17 protein-coding genes and 1 riboswitch are annotated in these 22,948 nt (G+C 38.9%); of the genes, 5 read left to right on the forward strand and 12 right to left on the reverse strand.

Features of this window, described 5'->3' with window-relative positions; genetic code table 11:
• Positions 1-145: 145 nt before the first annotated feature.
• A complete protein-coding gene (locus tag ACFSFW_RS17455; protein ID WP_388040127.1) occupies positions 146-2,230 on the forward strand; it encodes a metallophosphoesterase family protein in 2,085 nt (694 codons plus the stop codon).
• A 37-nt stretch (positions 2,231-2,267) separates the two neighbouring features.
• On the opposite strand, the gene ACFSFW_RS17460 is transcribed toward ACFSFW_RS17455, so the two are convergent.
• From ACFSFW_RS17460 to ACFSFW_RS17470, 3 genes are read right to left on the reverse strand one after another with little or no spacing between them, the layout of a single operon-like run.
• Positions 2,268-4,130 carry a PTS fructose transporter subunit IIABC gene (locus ACFSFW_RS17460; RefSeq protein ID WP_388040129.1) on the reverse strand — a complete coding sequence of 621 codons (1,863 nt, stop codon included), beginning with the start codon at positions 4,128-4,130 and terminating at the stop codon, positions 2,268-2,270.
• Between the two features lie 15 nt (positions 4,131-4,145).
• Positions 4,146-5,057 carry a 1-phosphofructokinase gene (gene pfkB / locus ACFSFW_RS17465; protein ID WP_388040131.1) on the reverse strand — a complete coding sequence of 304 codons (912 nt, stop codon included), beginning with the start codon at positions 5,055-5,057 and terminating at the stop codon, positions 4,146-4,148.
• Positions 5,054-5,809, reverse strand: a complete 756-nt coding sequence (locus tag ACFSFW_RS17470; RefSeq protein WP_304213645.1) for a DeoR/GlpR family DNA-binding transcription regulator — start codon at positions 5,807-5,809, stop codon at positions 5,054-5,056. Before ACFSFW_RS17470 ends, pfkB begins: the two co-directional genes overlap by 4 nt.
• A 151-nt stretch (positions 5,810-5,960) precedes the next feature.
• Positions 5,961-6,059: riboswitch (guanidine-I (ykkC/yxkD leader) on the forward strand.
• A gap of 64 nt (positions 6,060-6,123) precedes the next feature.
• Between ACFSFW_RS17470 and ACFSFW_RS17475 the strand changes: the two genes are divergently transcribed.
• Together ACFSFW_RS17475 and ACFSFW_RS17480 are read left to right on the forward strand one after the other, a co-directional pair.
• The gene (locus ACFSFW_RS17475; RefSeq protein ID WP_388040133.1) at positions 6,124-6,465 is read left to right on the forward strand and encodes a DMT family transporter; all 342 of its coding nucleotides are present in this window, start codon (positions 6,124-6,126) and stop codon (positions 6,463-6,465) included.
• A complete protein-coding gene (locus ACFSFW_RS17480; protein WP_304213641.1) occupies positions 6,465-6,779 on the forward strand; it encodes a DMT family transporter in 315 nt (104 codons plus the stop codon). The genes ACFSFW_RS17475 and ACFSFW_RS17480 overlap by 1 nt, the downstream gene beginning before the upstream one ends.
• Positions 6,780-6,853: 74 nt before the next feature.
• Here ACFSFW_RS17480 and gltC read toward each other — a convergent pair whose 3' ends face one another.
• A complete protein-coding gene (gene gltC, locus ACFSFW_RS17485; protein WP_304213638.1) occupies positions 6,854-7,759 on the reverse strand; it encodes a glutamate biosynthesis transcriptional regulator GltC in 906 nt (301 codons plus the stop codon).
• A 256-nt stretch (positions 7,760-8,015) separates the two neighbouring features.
• Between gltC and gdhA the strand changes: the two genes are divergently transcribed.
• On the forward strand, positions 8,016-9,395 hold the full coding sequence (gene gdhA, locus ACFSFW_RS17490) for an NADP-specific glutamate dehydrogenase (RefSeq protein WP_388040352.1): 1,380 nt from the start codon (positions 8,016-8,018) through the stop codon (positions 9,393-9,395).
• Positions 9,396-9,498: 103 nt separating this feature from the next.
• Here the strand turns inward: gdhA and odhB are convergent, their stop codons facing one another.
• Positions 9,499-10,749 carry a 2-oxoglutarate dehydrogenase complex dihydrolipoyllysine-residue succinyltransferase gene (gene odhB / locus ACFSFW_RS17495; protein WP_304213634.1) on the reverse strand — a complete coding sequence of 417 codons (1,251 nt, stop codon included), beginning with the start codon at positions 10,747-10,749 and terminating at the stop codon, positions 9,499-9,501.
• Positions 10,746-13,586 (reverse strand): 2-oxoglutarate dehydrogenase E1 component, encoded by a 2,841-nt coding sequence (locus ACFSFW_RS17500; RefSeq protein WP_388040135.1) that lies wholly within the window; start codon positions 13,584-13,586, stop codon positions 10,746-10,748. The genes odhB and ACFSFW_RS17500 overlap by 4 nt, the downstream gene beginning before the upstream one ends.
• 476 nt (positions 13,587-14,062) lie before the next feature.
• Between ACFSFW_RS17500 and ACFSFW_RS17505 the strand changes: the two genes are divergently transcribed.
• Positions 14,063-14,755, forward strand: a complete 693-nt coding sequence (locus tag ACFSFW_RS17505) for a Crp/Fnr family transcriptional regulator (RefSeq protein ID WP_309100796.1) — start codon at positions 14,063-14,065, stop codon at positions 14,753-14,755.
• Positions 14,756-14,862: 107 nt separating this feature from the next.
• On the opposite strand, the gene ACFSFW_RS17510 is transcribed toward ACFSFW_RS17505, so the two are convergent.
• The 6 genes from ACFSFW_RS17510 to ACFSFW_RS17535 all read right to left on the reverse strand — a co-directional run bounded on the left by ACFSFW_RS17510 (position 14,863) and on the right by ACFSFW_RS17535 (position 22,797).
• Positions 14,863-16,200, reverse strand: coding sequence for a murein hydrolase activator EnvC family protein (locus ACFSFW_RS17510; protein ID WP_388040137.1), 1,338 nt, complete (start codon positions 16,198-16,200; stop codon positions 14,863-14,865).
• 331 nt (positions 16,201-16,531) lie between these two features.
• The gene (gene cuyB, locus ACFSFW_RS17515; RefSeq protein WP_304213626.1) at positions 16,532-17,239 is read right to left on the reverse strand and encodes a cysteate racemase; all 708 of its coding nucleotides are present in this window, start codon (positions 17,237-17,239) and stop codon (positions 16,532-16,534) included.
• Between the two features lie 20 nt (positions 17,240-17,259).
• On the reverse strand, positions 17,260-18,045 hold the full coding sequence (locus ACFSFW_RS17520; RefSeq protein ID WP_304213624.1) for a C39 family peptidase: 786 nt from the start codon (positions 18,043-18,045) through the stop codon (positions 17,260-17,262).
• A gap of 77 nt (positions 18,046-18,122) precedes the next feature.
• Complete coding sequence (gene asnB, locus ACFSFW_RS17525; protein ID WP_304213622.1) at positions 18,123-19,970, reverse strand: asparagine synthase (glutamine-hydrolyzing); 1,848 nt, start codon at positions 19,968-19,970, stop codon at positions 18,123-18,125.
• A gap of 54 nt (positions 19,971-20,024) precedes the next feature.
• The gene (locus ACFSFW_RS17530) at positions 20,025-21,605 is read right to left on the reverse strand and encodes a Mur ligase family protein (RefSeq protein ID WP_388040140.1); all 1,581 of its coding nucleotides are present in this window, start codon (positions 21,603-21,605) and stop codon (positions 20,025-20,027) included.
• A 16-nt stretch (positions 21,606-21,621) separates the two neighbouring features.
• Positions 21,622-22,797, reverse strand: a complete 1,176-nt coding sequence (locus ACFSFW_RS17535; protein ID WP_388040141.1) for a carboxylate--amine ligase — start codon at positions 22,795-22,797, stop codon at positions 21,622-21,624.
• Positions 22,798-22,948: the final 151 nt, after the last annotated feature.

The following is a 22,948-nucleotide window of genomic DNA, read 5'->3' on the forward strand; positions in this document are numbered from 1 at the left end:
TTGTTTGGCTTCCCTCGCTTATGCTCCTTTTTCCCCGTCGCGATCTCTCTAACTCTCCTATTCCAACACAACTCTGTTACATACCTGAAATGAACGGTCGCCTAAATCCCTGAATAGGATATAAAAAAATGGGATGGTGAACAAAATGGATATACCGACAATTTTATCGGGGCCAATCCTGCGACGAGTTGTGCCTTCTCACATTTATATTTGGATTGCATTAAGAAAAAGATACAGACTTGGTGCAAAGCTGTATCACATTGAAAAAATAGTTGGTACCAATTATGCGTACCATGAAATAGATTGTGATTCTGAAACAACGACCTTTCGTGCTGGGAAACAACTTTATATTAGCCTAATCAAACTGACACCACCAAATCAAACCCATTTCCCTATCAACACACTCTTAGGCTATAATCTCTTTTTCCAAAAAAATTCTGAAATACATGACTTACACGATTTCGGACTTCTAGGAAAAGAGCAACCAAACTCCATCACATATGGAGACCTCGATTATCCTAGCTTTTTTATTCCGGATCCAACTCAACAAAAAACGAATCTCCTATACGGGTCATGTCGAAAGCCTCATGGAAAAGGTGAGGATACTCTTAGCCAGGGAGACGAAACAATCGAAATGAACTATCTAGACCTCGAAAAGCGCCCTGACGCTTTATTTTTATTAGGTGACCAAATTTATGCAGATGATGTAGCAGATCCGATATTTCAGATCATGGTGAAAGCCGGTAAAAAGCTCATTGGAAACGGAGAAAAACTTACTGAAGTAGAGCCTCGCCTCAACGAAAAACCATTCAAAAAATCAATAAACCAGGCTCGGGGGAGACAATTTATCATGGAGCAATTTTGCAAATTCACCTCCTCACATGCCCGGAACCATGCGATGACATTTGGCGAATATGCCGCTCTCTATTTACTATCATGGTCACCTGAGCTTTGGAATGCTTACACAGATGACTGTAATTTCCCAACATTTAAAGACAAAGTTAAGAAGGATCAAATTTATTTTATTTCCAAAAAAGACAAGCGAAAAAAGGAAAAGAAAGCATACGAGAAAGAGTATAACGAACAAGTGGCAGATGTGAAGGAAACCTATCAAACACTTACAAAGGTAAGAAGGTTACTTGCCAACATTCCAACCTATATGATCTTTGATGACCATGATATAACAGATGATTGGAACATCAGTCACAATTGGAAAAATAGCGTCTACTCATCAAAACTTGGAAGACATGTGGTTGCCAATGGACTTATGGCATATTGGCTGTTTCAAGGTTGGGGTAATGACCCAGACCGATTTGAACCTGCATTTCTCCGTAAGATGTGGAGATATAGTAAAACTTATGATACTCGTTCACAGTCACATGATGCATGGGAAGAAACACTTTGGAAGTTTGATCAGTGGAATTTTGTTGCACCGACAAATCCAACATCCATTTTCCTTGATACAAGAACACAACGAAAGTACGACCACACCCCTCTCCCTGTTTTTCTTGGGCGTAAGATCGAAGAAAAGGACCGTCCTCCTCAGCTTATTGGCAAACACGGTTGGCAGACGGTAACAGACTGTTTATACGCAAGTGGATGGAAAAGCGGTGAACCACTCCTTGTTATTTCACCTGCACCTGTTTATGGAATAGGCTTAATCGAGTCCTTCATCAATCAATATATTTATCCATTAAAAACAATTGGAATTCCTGCAACAACAGCATTTGATTTTGAGTCTTGGAAGTATAATGGAGAGGGCTTTAGTGAACTCCTGTACCAACTCAAAGAGTGGAACCCGAGTCACTGTTTTATCTTATCGGGAGATGTGCATTACGCTTCTACTGTTACGACCAATATCGAATTTCCCGATGGTGATCACCTTTGTATTTACCAATTTACAAGCAGTCCGATGAACAATATGAGTTTTTCAGGAATACAAGGCGGATTGATGAAGGCAATCGTTACCTTAAATGCAGCTAAACGAAGGAACAAAGAAATCAACAGATATTGTGATGAGACCTACGATATCGTTAAACAAAAGAGAAATACCCCTTGTCCAACCAATTTTACTTGGAAAGAAAAAATTCGCTACCTTTCTACGAATCAAGGTCCCATCATTGAAACCGGAAATAATATTGGACATCTCGTCCTCACCCCGACCTCCGCTAACAATGCGTTACATCAAAACAATCATACGATTACCTATAATCCCATCACATTATCGTAACAAATACCCCGTGCCTAAGTAGCACGGGGTAACTCCCTTATTTTATGGGCTTTTTCAAGAATCCAACTAATAGAGCCGTTATAATTGTACCGATAATTATCGCAAGTACGTATAACGCCCAGCTACCATTTACAAAAGGAATGACAAAAATTCCTCCATGTGGAGCTGGTAAGCCAATACCAAACAACATGGTTAGTGCACCCGTAACTGCAGAACCAATGACCGCAGAAGGAATTACACGTCCAGGATCAGCAGCAGCAAATGGAATTGCACCTTCTGTAATAAACGATGCACCCATGAAGTAAGCTGTTTTACCAGCTTCGCGTTCTTGCTTTGTAAATTTATTTTTAAAGAGAGTTGTTGCTAAAGCTAATCCAAGAGGTGGTGTCATTCCACCCGCCATAATAGCTGCATGTGGTGCATAATTTCCAGCATCAATCATGGCAATTCCAAAGGTAAATGCCGCCTTATTAATTGGGCCACCCATATCAATTGACATCATTCCACCTAGAATTAAACCAAGTACAATCAAGTTCCCTGTACCTAGTCCTTCAAGCCAACCGGTCAACCCATCCATTACAAATTTTAACGGACCAACAAGTACATACATAATCGCACCTGTAATCAAAATCCCAATGAACGGATAAATCAACACTGGTTTTAGACCCTCAAATGAGGATGGTAAACCTGAGAAGACTTTCTTCAGTAATAAGACCACATATCCTGCAAGGAAACCAGCTATTAATCCGCCTAAAAATCCAGCTCCTCCAGTTGTCGCCATTAGACCACCAATCATACCTGGTGCTAATCCAGGTCGGTCAGCAATACTCATGGCGATAAATCCTGCTAAGACAGGGATCATTAATTGAAACGCATTGGCACTTCCAATTGTCATCAACGCGCCTGCAATTGGGTTATAAGATGGATCATTCGGGTCAGAAGCGTTTATTCCAAAGATAAATGAAATGGCAATTAATAGCCCGCCACCTACAACAAACGGAAGCATATTAGAAACACCATTCATTAAATGCTTATAAAAGCCACTTCTTTCTCCGCCTTCTGTTTTTTTCTTTTCGGTTTGTTCAGCTTGGTAAATGGGGGCATCCTGATTAACCGCTCTTGTTAATAATTCCTCTGGTATGCGAATACCTTGAGCTACCGGTACCTGAATTACCTTTTTACCATTAAAACGAGCCATCTCTACTTGCTTGTCTGCAGCTACAATGATTGCTACTGCCTCATCAATATCTTCTTGAGTGAGTTCATTTTTCACACCTGTTGAACCATTTGTTTCAACCTTTATATCGATGTTCATTTCTTTTGCTTTCGCCTTCAATGAGTCTGCTGCCATATACGTATGTGCAATTCCGGTTGGACATGCCGTTACTGCAAGAACCTTTTGCTGTCCTTCTTTTTTCTCAACCGGCGCTTCTACTTCCTCTGACTCATTTTCTTTTTCATTAATCACATCGATCAACTCGTCTGGAGTCTGAACCTGCATAATCTTTTCACGAAAACCCACGTCCATTAATAATGAAGACAATCTTGAAAGTGTTTCAAGATGTGCATTATTTGCCCCTTCACTTGCAGCAATCATGAAAAATAAATGGCTTGGTTGTCCATCCAATGAATCATAATCTACTCCCTTTATCGAGCGTCCAAATGCAATCGCTGGTGTCTTCACCGCAGCTGTCTTCGCATGTGGTATTGCTATTCCTTCACCAATTCCTGTTGTACTTTGGCTTTCCCTTGTTAAGATTGCCTGTTTGTATTGTTCTTTATCCTGTAGGCGGCCAGCTTCATCAAGTTTTGACACCAATTCATCAATGACCTCAAGCTTTGATGAAGAAACAAGGTCAATAATGACCGTATCTTTCTTCAACAGATCCGTAATTCTCATCCTGCATGTTCCTTTCTATATCTTTTTCACTTGTACGTGTGAAATCAATTCATTTATTTTCTCTTCCGTTGCTAATCCTTCAGAATAGGCTGTGGCACTGCCGGCTGTTGCCCCAAAACGAAATGCATCTGTCGCAATCTGTTCTTTGAAATAAGATGCAATAAAACCCGCCACGACTGAGTCCCCAGCACCTACTGAGTTAACTAATTTCCCTTTAGGAATGTTCGCAATAAAGACCTCATCATCCACAAATAGCAAACTACCTTTGTCCGCCATCGAAACGATGACATGTTGCGCCCCCATTTCAATAAGCCTTTTCCCGTAAGGAATAGCATCTTCGGCATTCTTGATTTCAACACCAAAAATTTCACCTAATTCATGATGGTTTGGTTTAATTAAAAACGGCTGATATGGAAGTACCTCAATTAATAAGTCTCTTGTAGCATCAACAACCACTTTAACTTCCTTGTCTTGCAATTTCTCGGCGACTTGTTGATAAAGTGTCGACGGTAACGATGCCGGGATACTTCCTGCAAGTACCACCACATCTCCTTTTTTCATTTGATCAAACTTCTCTAAAAGCTGTTCAAGTTCGTTAGATGTTATTTGTGGACCTGCCCCATTTATCTCAGTCTCCACATCAGAATGGAGTTTCACATTAATTCTTGTGTCGCCTTCTACAGTGACAAAGTCTGTCTTGATATTCTTTTCTGTTAAGGTATCGATAAGGAATTTACCAGTAAAACCGCCAATAAACCCTAATGCCACACTCTCTACCCCAACATTTTGTAAAACAGTAGAAACATTGATCCCTTTTCCACCCGGGCTTTTTCGATCAGTTTTAATACGATTCAGTTCACCCACCGAAAATTCATCCAACTCGATAAAATAATCAATGGAAGGATTTAACGTAACTGTGTAAATCATGGTGTCACGACCTTTATGTTGATATGTTCTTGATAAGATGTAAGTTCATTCTTTGCTAATCCATTATCTGTTATTAAAGTGGCATCCTTTAAGGAAGAAATTTTCGAAAAAGAAACTTCATTAAATTTCGTGTGGTCAGCCAATATATAATTTTCCTTCGCTAAGCCCATTGCCGTTTGTTTGATCAGAGCTTCTTCAGGATCTGGGGTTGTAAAGCCATACTTCAAATCAATCCCATTTACTCCTAAAAAGCACTTATCAAACCGATAAAGGTTCAAGCTTGATAATGCCCGACTCCCGATTAAGGCTTTTGTACTCGGTTTCAAAACACCACCTATTAGATAGGTAGTGATCCCTTTTTCAAGTAAGGGTTCAATCAAGTTCACTCCATTTGTCACCACAGTAATTCCCTTGTGGTCAAGAAATGGAATTAGTTCTTGTGTCGTTGTCCCTGCATCCAAATAAATGGAGTCGCCATCTTGAATAAGCTCTGATGCATATTTAGCAATCGCTTGTTTCTCTTTTATATTCTTTGCTGTTTTTTCTATATAACTCGGTTCCAATTGATTTCCGTGAATGAATGAAGCCCCACCATGGACCCTTCTTAATTTGTTTTCATTTTCAAGCTGTACTAAATCACGACGAATCGTTGATTCCGACGAATTTGTTCTCTCAATCAGCTCTTGAAGTTTCACAACCCCATGTTCTTTTAGTAACGATAGAATAAGCCGATGTCTTTCTGGAGTTAACATCATTTCACATCCTTCATGGATTGTACTCTCATTATATTGAAACCTTTTTTATAAATCAATCAAAAACATCCACTTCCATCCAAAAACGACCACAGTAATTTTTCCCTCTTTCTACAAAAAGGTTTCTATTATATAATGAAAAAAGTTGAATAAAAAGGTTTTCTAGGGTTCCGTAGCCATCGCTAGTCTGGTCCGAGAGAAAACTCATAGCAAATATGCTATGCCACGGAGGGACAAAAGCCTGGGAGATTATACATTTGTTATAATCTCTTGGGCTTTTTCTTTTTAACCGCAACTATAAGGGGGAATCATAAATGAACTTAGAATGGCTAAAAGTCTTTTTTGCGGCATTTTTTGAAGTGTTTTGGGTGATTGGATTAAAGCATGCAGATAGTTTTTGGACATGGACTGGAACTGTCATTGCGATCTATATCAGCTTTCATGCACTTATTGCAGCAGGGAAAAAGTTACCGGTTGGTACGGCTTATGCGGTCTTTGTTGGACTAGGTACTGCTGGAACTGTCATATCAGAGATTTTGTTTTTTAATGAACCAGTCAAACTGGCAAAGCTTCTATTAATAGGAGTGCTTCTAGTTGGAGTAATTGGTCTGAAGCTTGTTACAAAAGAAAAGCACTCGGAAGGAGCTGAAGGTTAATGGCATGGGTCTCACTCATTATTGCAGGTGTTTTTGAAATGTTAGGAGTTGTGCTGATTAATCGACTTCATCAAAAGAAAAATTGGCAATCACTAGTCTTACTGCTTGCCTCTTTTGGAGGTAGCTTCCTATTTCTAAGCATAGCGATGGAAACTTTGCCTATGGGCACGGCATATGCGGTATGGACAGGAATTGGAGCATCTGGTGGAGCCATTTTAGGAATGATCCTATATGGCGAACCGAAAGACTGGAAACGATTCTTGTTTATTGGACTCATTATTAGTGCAGCGGTTGGCTTGAAACTGGTAGGATAACCTAAAGGGGAGCCTTCATAAGGCTCCCCTTTAATCGACAAAATCCGTCTATTTCCACGGAAATAGACCAACCCTCAGTATTGAAATTTGTCTAAAAATGAGAAATAATCCTTTAAAAAGTCATAAAAGAGCTGTTCAGTAGGGAGCAATTTTCGCTCTTTGGGAATAATAACACCTACCGAACGGGTCACCTCAGGTTGTAGAACCGAAACCTTCACAGTAGAACGTGGTATATTTTCAATTAAGGTCACCTCAGGAATAATTGTTATTCCTAGTCCTGCTGAAACAAGACCTTTAATGGCATCAATATCTTCTCCTTCAAAGGAAACTGTCGGCTGAAAGCCCAGCTGGTTACATGCTTTTACAATGATATCTCGTAAGATAAATCCATTCGGAAATAATACGAACTGTTCTTCTTTTAATTGGCTAAGACTTAATGACTTATTCTCAGCAAGTGGATGCGCCCGTGGTAAAAGTGCCACCATCTTATCCGTAAATAAAGTAGTGCCAGTAATCTTCTTTTCCTGATTTGGCACGGGTCCTAACAGAGCCATGTCGATTTCGCCTGTTCTCACTCGGTCAATTAAAGAATAATAATTTCCTTGTGACAATGAAAACTTTACTTGTGGGTGACGTTCACGAAATGCAGATATCATTGTTGGTAAGGTATAAGCTGCTAAACTACTAGGAAATCCGATTCGAATTGTTCCTCGTTCAGGATCTAAATATTCTTCAATCTCACGTTTTGCATTATCTAGTACATTTAATGCCTGCTCGACATGATCTAAAAAAACTCTTCCGATCGGCGTTAATTTCACATTTCGTCCATCTCGAATAAACAAGTCTACACCTAATTCGGATTCAAGGTTGAACAATTGCCTACTTACTGCCGATTGTGCAATATGCATTGAATTCGCCGCTTCCGTAACATGTTCTCGTTTTGCAACTTCAATAAAATAAGTTAATTGTCTAAGTTCCACAAGGTGTCCTCCTTAATCCATCTCATTACGGCATTGTTTATATCTTTTATTAATATTGTTTAGATTAATTATTCATTATAAAATAATAAATATCAAGAATTTACAGATAAAACGTCCGTTTATTTTTTTTGTACTAAAAATGGAGTTCAAAAAGGTGGATTAAAAGGACCAAGAAATGTGATGTGTCATTTTAACCGAACTTATTGACTTCATCAAAAAATATATAGCAAAGAAAGGGTGAATGTACACGATGGCTATGATCGAAAAGTCTATTCCTGTACCAGAGTTAAAACAAGCAACCGATTATATGAACAAAGTATATGAGGAGGTTAAGAAGAGAAATCCTCATGAACCAGAGTTCCACCAAGCAGTAAAGGAAATTTTCCTTTCTCTTGTACCTGTGTTTGCTAAAAATCCAAAATACATGAAACACGCGATTTTGGAAAGACTCGTTGAACCGGAAAGAATGATTACATTCCGAGTACCTTGGGTTGATGACCAAGGCGAAATCCATGTAAATCGTGGCTATCGTGTTCAGTTTAACAGTGCACTTGGCCCTTATAAAGGTGGTTTGCGTTTCCACCCATCCGTTAACTCAAGTATCATTAAGTTCCTCGGCTTTGAACAAATCCTTAAAAACTCTTTAACTGGCCTTCCAATCGGTGGAGGTAAGGGTGGATCTGACTTTGATCCGAAAGGAAAATCGGATAACGAAGTTATGCGATTTACGCAAAGCTTTATGACTGAATTAGCTAGACATATTGGTCCTGATATCGATGTACCAGCTGGAGATATCGGCGTAGGAGCAAGAGAAGTCGGCTACATGTTTGGTCAATACAAAAGACTTCAAGGTAGCTTTGAAGCAGGCGTTCTTACTGGAAAAGGCCTTGGCTATGGCGGAAGCTTAGTTCGTACAGAAGCAACAGGCTATGGTACTGTCTACTTTGTTGAGGAAATGCTGAAAGAACAAGGTCTTTCTTTTGAAGGAAGCACAGTTGTCGTTTCAGGTTCCGGTAATGTTTCTATTTATGCGATTGAAAAAGCTCAACAACTTGGTGCAAAAGTGGTTGCATGTAGTGATTCAAACGGCTATATCTATGATGAAAATGGGTTAGACCTTGAATCCATCAAACGTATCAAAGAAGTTGAACGTAAACGTATTAGTGAATATGTATTAGAACACCCAGAAGCAGAATATATTGAAGGCTGCTCAGGTATCTGGTCAATCCCTTGTGATATTGCATTACCTTGTGCAACTCAAAATGAAATTGACAGTGAATCAGCTCAAACACTCATTTCAAATGGTGTAAAGGCAATTGGTGAGGGTGCAAACATGCCTTCTACTTTAGAAGCAATTGATTTATTCATTGAAAGCAATGTCCTATTCGGACCAGCGAAAGCAGTTAATGCAGGTGGTGTTGCCGTTTCTGCACTTGAAATGTCACAAAACAGCATGAGACTTTCTTGGTCATTTGAAGAAGTCGACAGCAAGCTTCAGGACATCATGGCTTCGATTTATCGCAATAGCATGGATGCAGCTGAAGAATATGGCCATCCTGGAAACCTTGTATATGGAGCTAACATCGCCGGCTTCCTAAAAGTAGCTGACGCAATGATCGCTCACGGTGTCATTTAATAAGTCATTCAAAAGCTGTTTCCTCTTTAGGAAGCAGCTTTTTTTCATACTCATAAACAAAAAAAGCCACATGCTCTCTCATTGGAGCATGTGCCTTTATGAATCAACCTTCTAATAATAGATCTTCTGGATCTTCTAATAGTTCTTTTACTTTTACTAGGAATCCTACGGCGTCTCTACCGTCGATGATTCTGTGGTCATAAGATAATGCCACATACATCATTGGACGTACTTCAACCGTATCATTTTTATCAACTACTACAGGACGTCTTTGGATCTTGTGCATTCCTAAAATACCGACCTGTGGTGCGTTAATAATAGGTGTTGAGTTTAGAGAACCGAATGTTCCACCGTTAGTAATTGTGAAAGTTCCACCTTGAAGGTCGCCTAGACCTAATTGATTGTTTCTTGCTTTTTCAGCTAAGCGCCCGATTTCAGATTCAATTCCTGCAAAGCTTAATGTATCTGCATTACGTACAACTGGTACAACTAAGCCCTCATCTGTAGATACGGCAACACCGATGTCATAGAAATTCTTTAGAAGGATTTCATTTCCTTGAATCTCAGCATTTACATATGGATATGCCTTTAATGCTCCAATAACCGCTTTTGTGAAGAATGACATGAAACCAAGTTTTACGCCATGCTTTTTGAAGAAAGCGTCTTTACGACGATTTCTTACGTCCATAACAGCAGTCATATCAACTTCATTAAATGTTGTTAACATTGCTGCTGTGTGTTGTGCTTCAACAAGACGTTTTGCAATTGTTTGACGACGTCTAGACATTTTAATGCGTTCTACACGTGGATCGTCATTTACCACTGGTGCAACTGCAGGTTGTTTTGCAGCTGGCGCTGGAGTTGCTGGTGCTGTTTGAGCTTGCTTATAAGCCTCAACACCTTCAACACGAACACGTCCTAGTGGATCTTTATATGGTACTTCATTTAAGTCAATGCCAAGTTCTCTTGCTCTTTTTCTCGCTGCAGGTGAAGCAATTGCTGGCTTGCCTTTTTCTTCTGTAGATGCTTCTGCAACTGGTTCTGATTTTGCTGCTTCAGCTTGTGGTGCTGCCTCAGCTTTAGGTTCTTCAGCAGGTGCTGGTGCACTTGATTCTGAACCATTTTCATCAAGCTTTGCAATAACTTGACCAACTTCAACATTATCACCAGGTTGGAATAAGAATTGCTTGATAACACCTGTATGCTCACTGTTAATTTCAACGTTTACTTTATCAGTTTCAAGTTCAGCGATTGACTCACCTTTATTCACGAGTTCGCCTTCTTTTTTTAACCATTCAACAATTGTTCCTTCTGTAATGGACTCAGCTAATTCCGGTACTTTAATTTCGATCATTGCTGATTCCCTCCTTTGTCTGTAAGCAATGCATCTTGCATAATCCACGCTTGTTCTTGTTTGTGAATATCTGGGTCACCCGTAGCAGGACTTGAACGCTTCGGTCTACCAATATAATCTAGTTTAATTTCATCAGATAAAATATCCATTAATACCGATTGTAGAGCTGGCCATGCTCCCATGTTTTTCGGCTCTTCTTGAACCCAAACAACCTCTTCTAGGTTAGGATACTGGCTTACTAGTTCTTCTAGCTCTTTCTTAGGGAATGGATACATTTGCTCCACTCTCGCAATATGAAGAGTATCCGCCTTTTCTGCCGGTAAATTCGCAGCTTCTGTTGCTAAATCAATCGCTACTTTACCTGTACATAAGATTAGGCGAGTTACTTTGTCTTTGTTCGTTCCCATTCCTGGTTGCTCAAGTAGTGGCTTAAAGCTTCCATCCGTTAAATCAGCTAGTGATGATGCTGTTTGTGGGTGACGAAGTAGACTCTTAGGAGTCATCACAATCAATGGTCTTGCTTCATCAGTTGAAGTAAGCAATGATTGTCTTCTTAATAAATGGAAGTATTGAGAAGCGCTTGTTACGTTCGCAACAATCCAGTTATATTCCCCAGCGGCATTTAAGAAACGTTCCACTCTTCCACTTGAGTGCTCTGGACCTTGTCCTTCGTATCCATGTGGTAAAAGCATAACAAGACCTGATTTTTGGCCCCATTTTGCGTGACCTGAAGATATGAATTGGTCAATAATTGGCTGTGCCACGTTCACAAAGTCCCCAAATTGTGCTTCCCAAAGGACAAGTGCATTTTCATCTTGAACACTATAGCCATATTCAAATCCTAGAACAGCTGTTTCAGACAATGGACTGTTATAGATTGAGAATGATGCCTTCGCCTCTGGAATATTATGCAATGGGATATATTTTTCATTAGTTTCATAGTCATTTAAAGCAACATGACGATGAGCGAATGTTCCTCTTTCACTATCCTGACCTGTTAAACGAACTGTTTTCCCTTCAGCAAGAACAGATCCGTAAGCGAGTGTTTCAGCTAATGCCCAATCTACTTTGTTTTCTTCATCTAAAGCCGTTTCACGTCGTTTTAAAATACGTTCAAGCTTCGGATAAACCGTTAGTGATTGAGGCCACTGTAATAGTCCTCTGTTGATACTTCTTAATAGGTCTGCAGGTACTGTTGTATCGAATTCTGGAATAGAAGACAATGCTTTTGGCTTCTTCGGCTTCACGCGCTCTTCATTTTCCACAAAATCATCAAAAATAGATTGAAGACTTTGCATGAATTCCTCGCGTTTTTTGGTTAGTTCTTCTGTTGTTATTACATTTTCAGCAACAAGCTGATTTCCGTACTTATCTGCAATAACAGGGTGATTTGCAACCTTTTTGTACAATAACGGTTGTGTTACGCTCGGGTCATCCATTTCATTGTGACCAAATCGTCTGTATCCAACTAAATCAATTAAGATATCCTTTTCAAAACGCTTACGATACTCATACGAAAAATGAATTGCAGCAAGACAAGCTTCAGGGTCATCTGCATTTACACGTAAGATTGGAATTTCATAACCCTTCGCAAGGTCACTCGCAAAACGAGTTGAACGAGAGTCTGTATTATTTGTTGTAAAACCAACCATATTGTTTGCAATAATATGAACAGTTCCCCCAGTATCGTAGCCTTTCAATCTACTTAAGTTTAAAGTTTCAGCTACTACTCCTTCACCAGGGAATGCTGCGTCACCATGGATAAGTACACTTATTGCACTTTGCTTATCCTGAACTGGGTAACCAGCTTTACTTGTGTTGTCCTGAGCCGCTCTAGTAATCCCTAACACTACAGGGTTTACAAACTCCAAGTGACTTGGGTTGTTTGCAAGATTAATACGAGTTACATGCTCTTTAGGACCTTTAACAGCACGGTCAGCACCTAAGTGATATTTCACATCACCAGACCAACCATAGTTAATCCCTCTAGAACCTTCTGATGGGATTAACTCTTTGTTTGGTGCATGGTGGAATTCAGAGAAAATGAGTTCATATGGCTTATGCAAAACATGTGCAAGCACATTCAAACGGCCACGGTGAGCCATACCGATCATAATATTGTCAGTACCGTCACTATTTCCTTCTTGAATTAAGCGCTCAAGCATTGGGACGAGCATATCTAATCCTTCGATTGAGAAACGCTTTTGACCAACGAATGTTTTGTGTAAGAATTTTTCAAAACCATCGACATTCATTAGACGCTCAGCTAATTGTTTCTTTTCATCTGCAGTTAGCTTTAAGTTAAGTCCATTGATTTCGACTTGTTGCCTTAACCATTGTCTTTCATCTTCGGAATCAACATGTCCAAATTCATAAGCAATTGATTGAGTATAAACAGATTTTAAATGCTTATACGCATCCCAACCTGTTTGAACTGAAGGAGGTGCTTCCTCCCAAATATATGTCGCTGGGATATCCATTAAATCTTCTTTTGTAAGATTATAATAACCAGGCTCTAAAAAGCTGGTATCTGGCATTGGTCTAGTGCGAATTGGGTAAATATCTGCCGCTATATGGCCGTACGCACGAATGCTCTTAATTAATTTAACTCCAGATGTGATCGTCTTGATTGTCTTCGGTGAGATACCCCCACTTACTAACTCTGCTGTTGCTGCTTGCTCATCTGCTGGTGGTGGCCCAAGTTCTTCGAAAAGCGCTTTCACAGAAGGGTCTACTGAACTTGGATCATTCTTGTAATTTTCATACATGTCAAAGACATAACCCATGTTCGGGCCGTAGAATGACTCCCACACATTTTTCCTTTGTTGATTATCCATTTGTGATTAGCCTCCATATTACATTACATACTTGTAATACTTAATAGACAATATTTGTATTTTATAGAAATATGACGTCTACACCTACTATACCTCATTTTCCACTGATTTCTAGTAAAATGCTTACATTGGAAAATTACTGAAAAAAGCCAAAAAAATAGGCAAAATAAGTGTCATTATATAGTCATAATTCTTAATAAATATGTTATTCTTATCTTATAGTCGAAAACAGAAAGTTTCCTTGATGTAAATCAAGTTTTACAAGTAATTTTTTTAAATAAAAAGTTTTGGAATAACATAAAGTGAAACTCTATTGTAGTACAACAATCCTCTTGAAGTAAAGGAACCGAAAAAAGTAAGTCATGCTCTTACACTTTCGAAACGATAAGTCGTTTAGACTTCGACAAGGTAGGTAAACTATAGTACAACAAGAGTCCGCATTTTATGGGCATTTGAAAGGAGAAAAAGTGTTCTGTATGATTAGCAGTCCACATGATCCAAGCTCTATTCGACAGGTACCTATTTTTCATGGTTTAAATGAGAAGGAAATGAACCTTTTACAAAAGGTTACGCAAATTCGCGATTATCAAAAAGGGGAAGTGATTTTTAGAGAAGGTGATCCTTCCGATACCCTATATATTATTAGTGAGGGGATCATTAAAATTACAAAAGTGGCAGAGGACGGTAAAGAACAAATCGTTCGTCTCTTATTCCCTGATGACTTTTTCGGCCAGTCCGCGATGCTTCAATCAGAAAATCATTATGCGAATGCAGTAGCAATTAACGATACTGTTATTTATACGATTCAAAAACAGGATTTTTTTAATACGTTAGAGCGAAATCACAAAATGGCCCTCCGCTTCATGCGGGCATTAAATGAGCGGATTTATCAAGCCGACGAGTGGATGAGCTTACTTAGCCTAATGGAGGTTGAACAGAGATTAGCAAGCGTGCTCCTCTTGTTCAATGACAGGGTTCGCTCCAAAGATGGCCGCTTTAAGCTCCCTATTACTAAAAAGGTTCTAGCGTCTCTCATCGGCACAACACCTGAAACCATTAGCCGGAAGTTTGTTAAATTTATTTCTGAAAACCTAATTGAGGTAAATGGACAAAGGGATATTCATATCCTCGATTTTGAGGGCTTAAAAAAGAAGGCAAAAACATTATAAGTTGCTAAACCCACATGAGATGTGGGTTTTTTATTTTGTTGGAAAACGGTGACGTCTTAATCCCATAACAAAAAACCCCGACCATTTTTGGTCGGGCGCGTTAATCCTTAAAAGGAAATATATTGACGTGGGTTCACTGCGTTTGAGTGTCCTCCACTGTATTGAGTTGGACTATAGGGTCCGTTATAGATTTCAAAATGAAGATGCGGACCAGTCGAGTCACCTGTATTCCCCATGTATCCGATCAAATCTCCTTGTTCCACTCGGTCGTATTGACCAACGAAACGTTCCTGTAAGTGCGCATAAACGGTGGTCATTTGACGTCCATTGATATAGTGGGTAATCATGATGACATTACCGTAGCTACTTTCAAGGCGTGAGCGTGTAACCGTACCGCCTGCTGCCGCATAAATTGGAATGTTTCCTGGTCGTCCACCTTTTCCGATATCAATCCCAAAATGCATTTTTCCCCAGCGCATTCCAAATTCGGATGTGACTCGGCCTGTTGTTGGATTAATAAACCCACTATTGTTCACAGCAGCTGGAGGTGCTGGTGGTAGTGGTGGCAGTGTAGTACCAGCTTCTTCGGCCTTTTTCCGTTCCTCTTCAGCCTTTTTCCGTTCTTCTTCGGCTTTTCTTCGTTGCTCTTCAAGTTCCTTTTGCCTTTGATTCCATGCATTGATTTCCATTTGAATTGCCTTTTCCTGCGCAGCTAATAATTCTCCAACATCCTCTAACGCATGGAGCTCTTCATGCATTTTCTGCTCCTGGGCCTCTAATTGCTTCATCACTTTATTTTGTTCTTGAATTTGTGCTTGGAGCTGAACCTCTAACCGATCAAGTTCTTTTAATTGGTCTTCCTGCTGTGCAAGTAAGGTCTTTACCTCTGCTTTATTTTCCTCAAGTAATTTAATATCTGCTTCATGTTCTTTCATAATTTCACGGTCAGCTTGTACAAATGTAGATACCGCACTAACTCGGTTGATAAAATCATTAAAACTTTTTGCACCGAGTAACACATCTACATAACTAACCACTCCACCACTTTGCTGAAGACTGCGCATCCGCTCCTTGATAAGCTCGTCCCGTTTTTGAATCCGTTCCTCGAGCACTTTCATTTCCGCCTCAAGACGCTCAATTTCTTCTTTCGTTTCTTGAATCTTTGCTTTTATACTCTCAATTTTACCTCTCGTTTCACTCACTGCAAAATCAAGTCTTTTGATTTCCTGCTCAACACTAACCTGTTGTTGTTTGACTTCATTAAGAGCCCCCTCCTTTTGGGAGATTTCAGACTCTACTTCTGTCTTTTTTTCCTGAACTTCTTGCTTTTCATTTTCTAGCTCTTCATTCTTTTGAACCGCTAATACAGTATTAGGCATAGATGTCAATAAACTTCCAAGTCCTATTGATATACCCATTCCAATCATAAGAAGTTTTCTTTTCAACCGGCCACATCTCCTTCTACCAAACTAGCAACCTATAAAAAGATGAAAAATATTCATTTTTCACCAAAAGTATCATATTTTGCTATATATTCTCACGTTTTGTATTATATCATAAAAAATTGTCTTAAAACGTCAAAGTAATATTACAATTATATTTCATAAACACTTGAAAATACTAGATTTGCTTAGATTTTTGGACAAGCGCTAGGGACGCTAAATTCCCCAAAAATTCGACAAGCATCTTGAATTATACTATAAAAAAACTCACCGTATGAAGGTGAGTTTAGTTTCCAGTTAGAACTGGTTCGTTTTCATTTGTTGGCGTTGCAATTTATTTTACATGCTTACCTGAACGTAAAATCGATCTTTCAACAAGTACATTCATTGCATCAATACTGCTTTTAACAGCCTCATCACTTAATTTAATACAGGACAATTCCGTACAAGCCAATATTACGATTTTACAATGCTCTTGTTCAACAAGATGTTTGATTAGCTGTTCAAGTTCACTAGAATCAACATCAAGATCACTTTTTACATTGTTATAAATAATATCCATGACCTTTTCTTGTAAGCTATCATTTGGAGCCAACAGCTCTAGGTTATATTTCTTACAAACATCTGCATAGATTCCACTGCGAATCGTACCGTTTGTTGCAAGAATTCCGACCTTCGTACCTTCACCATGCCGATTATGAATTTCTTTAATTGTTTCTTCGACCATGTTGATGATAGGGATATTCGTCAGCTTCTGAAGCTCATCGTAAAAATAATGAGATGTGTTACAAGGAATTGCAATATTAGCGACACCCGCTGCTTCTAGCAACTTGAAATCATTTTTAACAGCATCTAAGAACGTCTCGCCTGTATTTGTAAGGATTGCATTTGTCCGGTCTGGAAGGGTAGCATGATTAAGAATTACCATATTTAGATGGTCCTGGTCCTTATGTGCTTCTGTTTGGTTGACAATTTTATCAAAAAATACAGAAGTAGCCTTTGGACCCATGCCACCGATAACGCCTAATGTTTTTTGTTCCATGTTAACACCTAGTTTCGTTTTTACTTAACAGTCATTGCATGACTCCCTAAGTCAACATAGCTCGCAAAAAACGCATCTGCATCGTATGTGACTTGACCTTGCAACGGATTCATGACATGCACCTTATCACCTACATAACCATTAAGAACCACAGCATGCAAGTTTGTAGGAGCATTAAACTCTGTTTTTGAGTCACGAATATTCCAAGAATAATTAACCTTTTTCTTACTTAAGTCTAGAGTTACCCAAACAACCACAGGGTTCCCTTCTTCAAGCTCCATTATGATTTCCTCACGAGTGCTTCCACTTAGGTCAACAGGTTCTATTTGAGCCCCTTCTTTTCCTAAATACGCATTCGCTGCTTGTACAATTGGAGGGGCATAAGAGAAGAATCCGCTCCATTCTCTTGGGTTTCCTGCATATGCCTTATTAGGATCTGGTCCATATAGAACATTGTTGATCGTTGTAAAAGGCTCCTTCGGTAAATAATGATCAGCCATATCCACTTTTGAAACTCTATAACCGTGAAAATTCAACACGGAAGTAAGTGACGTAATTTCACAGCCGTTTGGGAGCTCCGGTAATTGTAGAATCTTTTCAACTGGTATGAATACTTCTACTTTACCATTTGACACCTCTCGATATGGGTTCTTTTCCTGGGCATACACATGCTGCAACCCAGTTGAGAACCCGTCTGTTCCTTCAATCAAACTTCTAGCAATGCCTTTAACCGTTTCGACATTCAGCATTAAATAAACGACACAAACGAAATTCAAAAATAATAGTCCTCTTACTATTTTTTTCACTTCTATCTGCCCCTTTACTCTGTAAGACAATCATTAGACAATTACTAGAAACCATGTATATGTGAAAAGAACAGACTTTATAACTCAACAAAAAATTTCTTGTACCATACAAGGAATACATAGACCGTATAGATGTATCTTGCGTAGTTATGTCTTCCGTGGAAATGGTCATCAAGATATTTAACGAGCTCTTCTGTATGGAAGAATTCTTTCGCAATATCGGATTCAAACATTTCTTTTACAATGTTGTAGTATTTCTCTTCACGGAGCCAGTGTCTCATTGGAACTGGGAATCCAACCTTTTCACGATTTGACCATTCCTCTGGTAGCACTTTTTTCGATGCTGCACGAAGAGCATACTTTGTATCTATTTGATTCACACGCAAATTACTTGGGATGTGTGATGCCATGGACATCACTTCTTTATCTAAGAACGGAACCCGTAATTCAATCGAGTGAGCCATACTCATTTTGTCTGCTTTTAAAAGGATATCCCCTGGCAACCAAAGTTTAAGGTCAAGATACTGCATTTTAGTGACATCGTCTTTTCCCTTTACATCATCATACACTTTTTTCGTAATACTTTGAATAGAAGGGCCGGTTTGATATTCCTCTTTTAAGACTTTACGAGCATCTTCTTCCTCGAATACTTTTGCTTGGCCGATGAACTTTTCTTCTACCGGTTGGCCACCTTTTACAAGGAAGTTTGTGATAGTATTTTTCGGAAGAGCACCACTTACAGCGGCTATCGCACGACGAATCCCAAATGGAATCTTTTCGTATTTTTCTAGCTTCGCAGACTTCTGGTACCAGACATAGCCTCCGAAGATCTCATCTGCCCCTTCACCAGAAAGAACAACTGTTACATGCTCACTTGCTAATTTTGATAAAAAGTATAACGGAACAGAGGATAAATTTGATTGCGGTTCGTCCATGTGGTATTGGATTGTTGGTAGCATTTCAAATGCCTGATCTGCCGTCATCAGTTCTTTATAGTTCTCTATTTCAAGTATGTCGGATAAGTCTTTAGCCAAATTGGTTTCATTGAAAATTCCTTCATAATCCTGGAATCCAACAGAAAACGTTTTGTTTGGCATTAATAAAGCGGTGATATAACTAGAGTCAACCCCACCGGATAAGAAAGAGCCAACTTTAACATCACTGATTTTGTGATAGTTAACCGATTCTTTTAATGTATTATTAATTTCTTCAATATAGTGGTCAAGTCCTTTATTATCTGCATCAAAATTAACATCCCAATATGGCTTAATTTCAAGATTTCCTTTTTTATAAATCATGTAATGCCCAGGCTTTAATTTATAGACACCCTTGAAGAAAGTCTCATCAAGCACTGAATATTGGAAGGTTAAATATGGTTTTATCGCATCTTTATTTAACTCTTTCTTAAATGCTGGCTGCTTTAAAAATGCTTTGATTTCAGAGCCGAAAATAAGTGAGTTGTCTGTTGTATTTTGTGAATAGTATAAAGGCTTAATTCCAAAGAAGTCACGCGCCAAAAACATGGATTCATTGTTTTTATCCCAAATTGCAAATGCAAACATCCCGCGTACCTTTTGTAAAAGGTCTACTCCATATTCTTCATAAGCATGGATGACGACTTCGCTGTCTGCATCACTTTTGAAAATATGACCTTTTTGAATGAGATCCTCGCGAAGTTCTTGATAGTTATAGATTTCGCCATTGAAGACTAATACACAGCTCCCGTCTTCATTGAACATTGGCTGACTTCCTTCTTCCGATAAGTCAATGATACTTAGGCGACGAAAACCTAATGTTGCATGTTCGTCCGAATAGTGATTACCACTATCTGGACCTCTATGAATTATTGTATCCATCATTTCATTTATTACTTGTACTTTATCTATTTCAAGCTTTGAATCAGCAAAACCAACGAAGCCACACATAGTTATAATCACCTTTACATCTTAGATTTTTACAGATCGCTTTTGCCTTTTATTTTACCCATCACTGCGTCCTAGCATTTGGCGTTGTTCTTTTGTTAGTCCGGCTACACGGTTGCGTAATGGGAAGAATAATTTTTCACGTGATAAATTAGGTCTCATTTTTGCAATTTGCTGTAGGGCAACACCTGCACCGTAGTCCATGCCTTGTGCACCCGCAAGGATTACAACATCCCCTGGCTCAGCATGGGTTAAGGCTTGTTCAATGGCGTCATCAAGCTCATCGTAAAGAGCAACCTGAATTCCTGCCTCTGTCATAACTTCCTCGAACACGGCTGTTTCTTCATCAGTTACGTAGTCCTTTGAAGTGACATGGGAGACGCTCTTTGTGGCAATGATTTCGTTGAACCCTAACGTTTTTGCCCACTTGACGATAGCCTCTGCATTTTCACGGTTAACCGTCGGGCCTCGCTCTCCACGAATCGCATAGACTAAATGGAGATCCTTATATTCCATATATTTTAAAGTTTGAAGGGTCACATCAATATTCCCTGCATTCGCAAAGTGATCATCAACGATTTTAATGTCCTCTTCAAAAATAAACTCAAAGCGACGTTCCACTCCACCAAAGTTTTTTAATCCTTTTTGTATGGAGGATACCGGCACTCCGCAAAGAAGCCCAATTGTAATAGCCACCATCGCATTATACACAGAGTGCAAACCAGGAACAGATAGTTCGATCTTGAATTCGCCTGGTTCAATCTTGGTTTCATAGCGAGAAAAAGGCTTTAAAATCTCAATTGTAAACTTCGCTCTACCAGTGGTCAAATCCAAATTTTTGCAGGCAATATGACCATCTTTGCTGTCTAAACCAAATGTAATAACCTGTGCCTTCGTTTGATCAATTAAGGAAGTAGAATACTCATCATCCAGATTTAAAATGGCAAAGCTTTTTTCACTTGCATGGCGGATTAAACCTGATTTCACTTCAAAATACTTTTCAAAAGAGCCGTGGGAATCAATGTGCTCACGACTGATATTATTTAGAGTGACAATATCATAATCTACCGCTTCAACACGATGTGTTTCTAGTGCGTTTGATGAAACCTCCATTGTCACATGGGATACATCTTTATCTACCATTTGACCCAAGTAGAACTGTAGATCAAGGGATTCAGGAGTTGTTAGTTCAGAAGGAATCGCAAAATCGTCAATCTTAATGGATACTGTACCAATAAGACCTGTTCTGTAACCTTCTTCCTCTAAAATGGCATTCGTCATAAACGAAGTTGTAGTTTTCCCGTTTGTTGCTGTAATCCCAATCATATTCATTTTTTCAGATGGCTTCCCATAAAACTCAGCTGCAAGACGAGCTAATGCAATACGGCTATTTTTTACCACGATTTGAGGAATCTCTAATCCTTCTTGCACATCCTCAACAACACAAGCCACTGCACCATTTGAAATTGCCTGCGAGAGGTATTTATGGCCATCTGTTTTATAGCCTTTTATACATACGAAAAGATGTCCGTCCTTTACCTTTCCAGAATGGTATGATAGTCCACTAATTTCAATATCCTGATCATCAATGGTTTTTTGAACCTCAATTGCTGTTAGAAGCTCATGTAATTTAACCATTTTGTTCCCTCTTTTCTTAACGTTTCTTTGATTTCTTTCCTGATATCATTTTTACAAATGAGATAAACGGTTTTGGATCGTTCCAGTCCCAAATTGCGTAGGCCTTTGGTTTAAAATAAGAACGAATAACTTCACCAAGTGAAAGCTGACCTGTTTTTAGATAGCCCTTCACAGCATAAAAATCCTCATAGGCATACCAAAACACTTGATTCGTATCATGCTTAAGGCCTTTTGGAGGAAGTGGATTACCCGTAAGTTCTCGATATGTAATGTAAGGGAAGTTAAAACCTACTTTATTTAATAACACATTAAAATTGGTAATCCTCACATTTAATTCAATTAAATAATATTGTCCAGTTTCGGCATCCTTTTTAAACTCAATTTCTACAAATCCTTTAAAGCCAATCGCCTCTAAAAAGCGCGAACCGATTTCATATAACTCAGGAACATAGCGTTGCCCTGTGTACACAGACGCCCCAAAATTGATCGGATATTGGCGGAATTTTTGAGCAGTCACCCAATGAGTAACCTTCGCATCCTGATTTAAATAAGCATCAAAGGTATACATATGATCATCAAATCCTGGAATGATTCGCTGAACAATTACCTCTTGTTTCGCTTCCTTTGCCTTTTGGAGAGCTTCGTCTAACTCCTCGCGATTGTTAACGATAAATAACTTTTTACGAAAAATCGAAACAAAGGTTGGTGAATCAGTTGGCTTTACAACGCATGGATATTTGATCGTTTCCTCGATCTTTTCATAAAAATTTTCTTCATTTAAACGAACCGTTTCTGGAACAAGCATTCCATGTTCAGTTGCTAACTGATGAAGGAGTTGTTTATCCATTGTTTTCGTATAAAGACCCTGCTCCGTTTGCGGAATGAGATAGTACTCTTTTAGTTCATTTAAATATTGGTCAATGACCTCCACATAGTTGTCATGACAAGGGATCAGAACAGGCTTTGCTGTCTGCTTTCTTGCATATTCTTTTAAAAAAGCAATAAAGCCTTCTGTATCTTTTCTGTAATGTGGTGCAATAATATGCTCCGTACAGTATTTTGAATCTGCACCATACGTATTTTCATATGAATAATCCACTGCAACCGTATGTATACCTTGTCTCCCTAAACACCTTATCGTGCTTAACCCTATATAGTAATTGCAACCTAAAATGACTGCTTTATTATTCATTTTTTATCGATCTCCCTAGTATCTATATCAAAATTACGCCCTACTGAATAAGTAGACATGAATTGCTATATACGTTTTTTCGACAATTATCACATTCTCCATATTGACACAGAATAATGGGTCTTTCAAGATGAAATACACCTTAATTCCG

The organism is Ferdinandcohnia salidurans (assembly GCF_042680725.1).
Lineage (GTDB): Bacteria > Bacillota > Bacilli > Bacillales > Bacillaceae_L > Ferdinandcohnia > Ferdinandcohnia salidurans.

What these genes read in the sequence shown, in the direction of transcription:
- ACFSFW_RS17455 (WP_388040127.1), top strand. Translation starts at nt 146, where the DNA reads ATGGATATACCGACAATTTTATCGGGGCCAATCCTGCGACGAGTTGTG.
- ACFSFW_RS17460 (WP_388040129.1), bottom strand. Translation starts at nt 4,130, where the DNA reads ATGAGAATTACGGATCTGTTGAAGAAAGATACGGTCATTATTGACCTT.
- pfkB (WP_388040131.1), bottom strand. Translation starts at nt 5,057, where the DNA reads ATGATTTACACAGTTACGTTAAATCCTTCCATTGATTATTTTATCGAG.
- ACFSFW_RS17470 (WP_304213645.1), bottom strand. Translation starts at nt 5,809, where the DNA reads ATGTTAACTCCAGAAAGACATCGGCTTATTCTATCGTTACTAAAAGAA.
- ACFSFW_RS17475 (WP_388040133.1), top strand. Translation starts at nt 6,124, where the DNA reads ATGAACTTAGAATGGCTAAAAGTCTTTTTTGCGGCATTTTTTGAAGTG.
- ACFSFW_RS17480 (WP_304213641.1), top strand. Translation starts at nt 6,465, where the DNA reads ATGGCATGGGTCTCACTCATTATTGCAGGTGTTTTTGAAATGTTAGGA.
- gdhA (WP_388040352.1), top strand. Translation starts at nt 8,016, where the DNA reads ATGATCGAAAAGTCTATTCCTGTACCAGAGTTAAAACAAGCAACCGAT.
- odhB (WP_304213634.1), bottom strand. Translation starts at nt 10,749, where the DNA reads ATGATCGAAATTAAAGTACCGGAATTAGCTGAGTCCATTACAGAAGGA.
- ACFSFW_RS17500 (WP_388040135.1), bottom strand. Translation starts at nt 13,586, where the DNA reads ATGGATAATCAACAAAGGAAAAATGTGTGGGAGTCATTCTACGGCCCG.
- ACFSFW_RS17505 (WP_309100796.1), top strand. Translation starts at nt 14,063, where the DNA reads ATGATTAGCAGTCCACATGATCCAAGCTCTATTCGACAGGTACCTATT.
- cuyB (WP_304213626.1), bottom strand. Translation starts at nt 17,239, where the DNA reads ATGGAACAAAAAACATTAGGCGTTATCGGTGGCATGGGTCCAAAGGCT.
- asnB (WP_304213622.1), bottom strand. Translation starts at nt 19,970, where the DNA reads ATGTGTGGCTTCGTTGGTTTTGCTGATTCAAAGCTTGAAATAGATAAA.
- ACFSFW_RS17530 (WP_388040140.1), bottom strand. Translation starts at nt 21,605, where the DNA reads ATGGTTAAATTACATGAGCTTCTAACAGCAATTGAGGTTCAAAAAACC.
- ACFSFW_RS17535 (WP_388040141.1), bottom strand. Translation starts at nt 22,797, where the DNA reads ATGAATAATAAAGCAGTCATTTTAGGTTGCAATTACTATATAGGGTTA.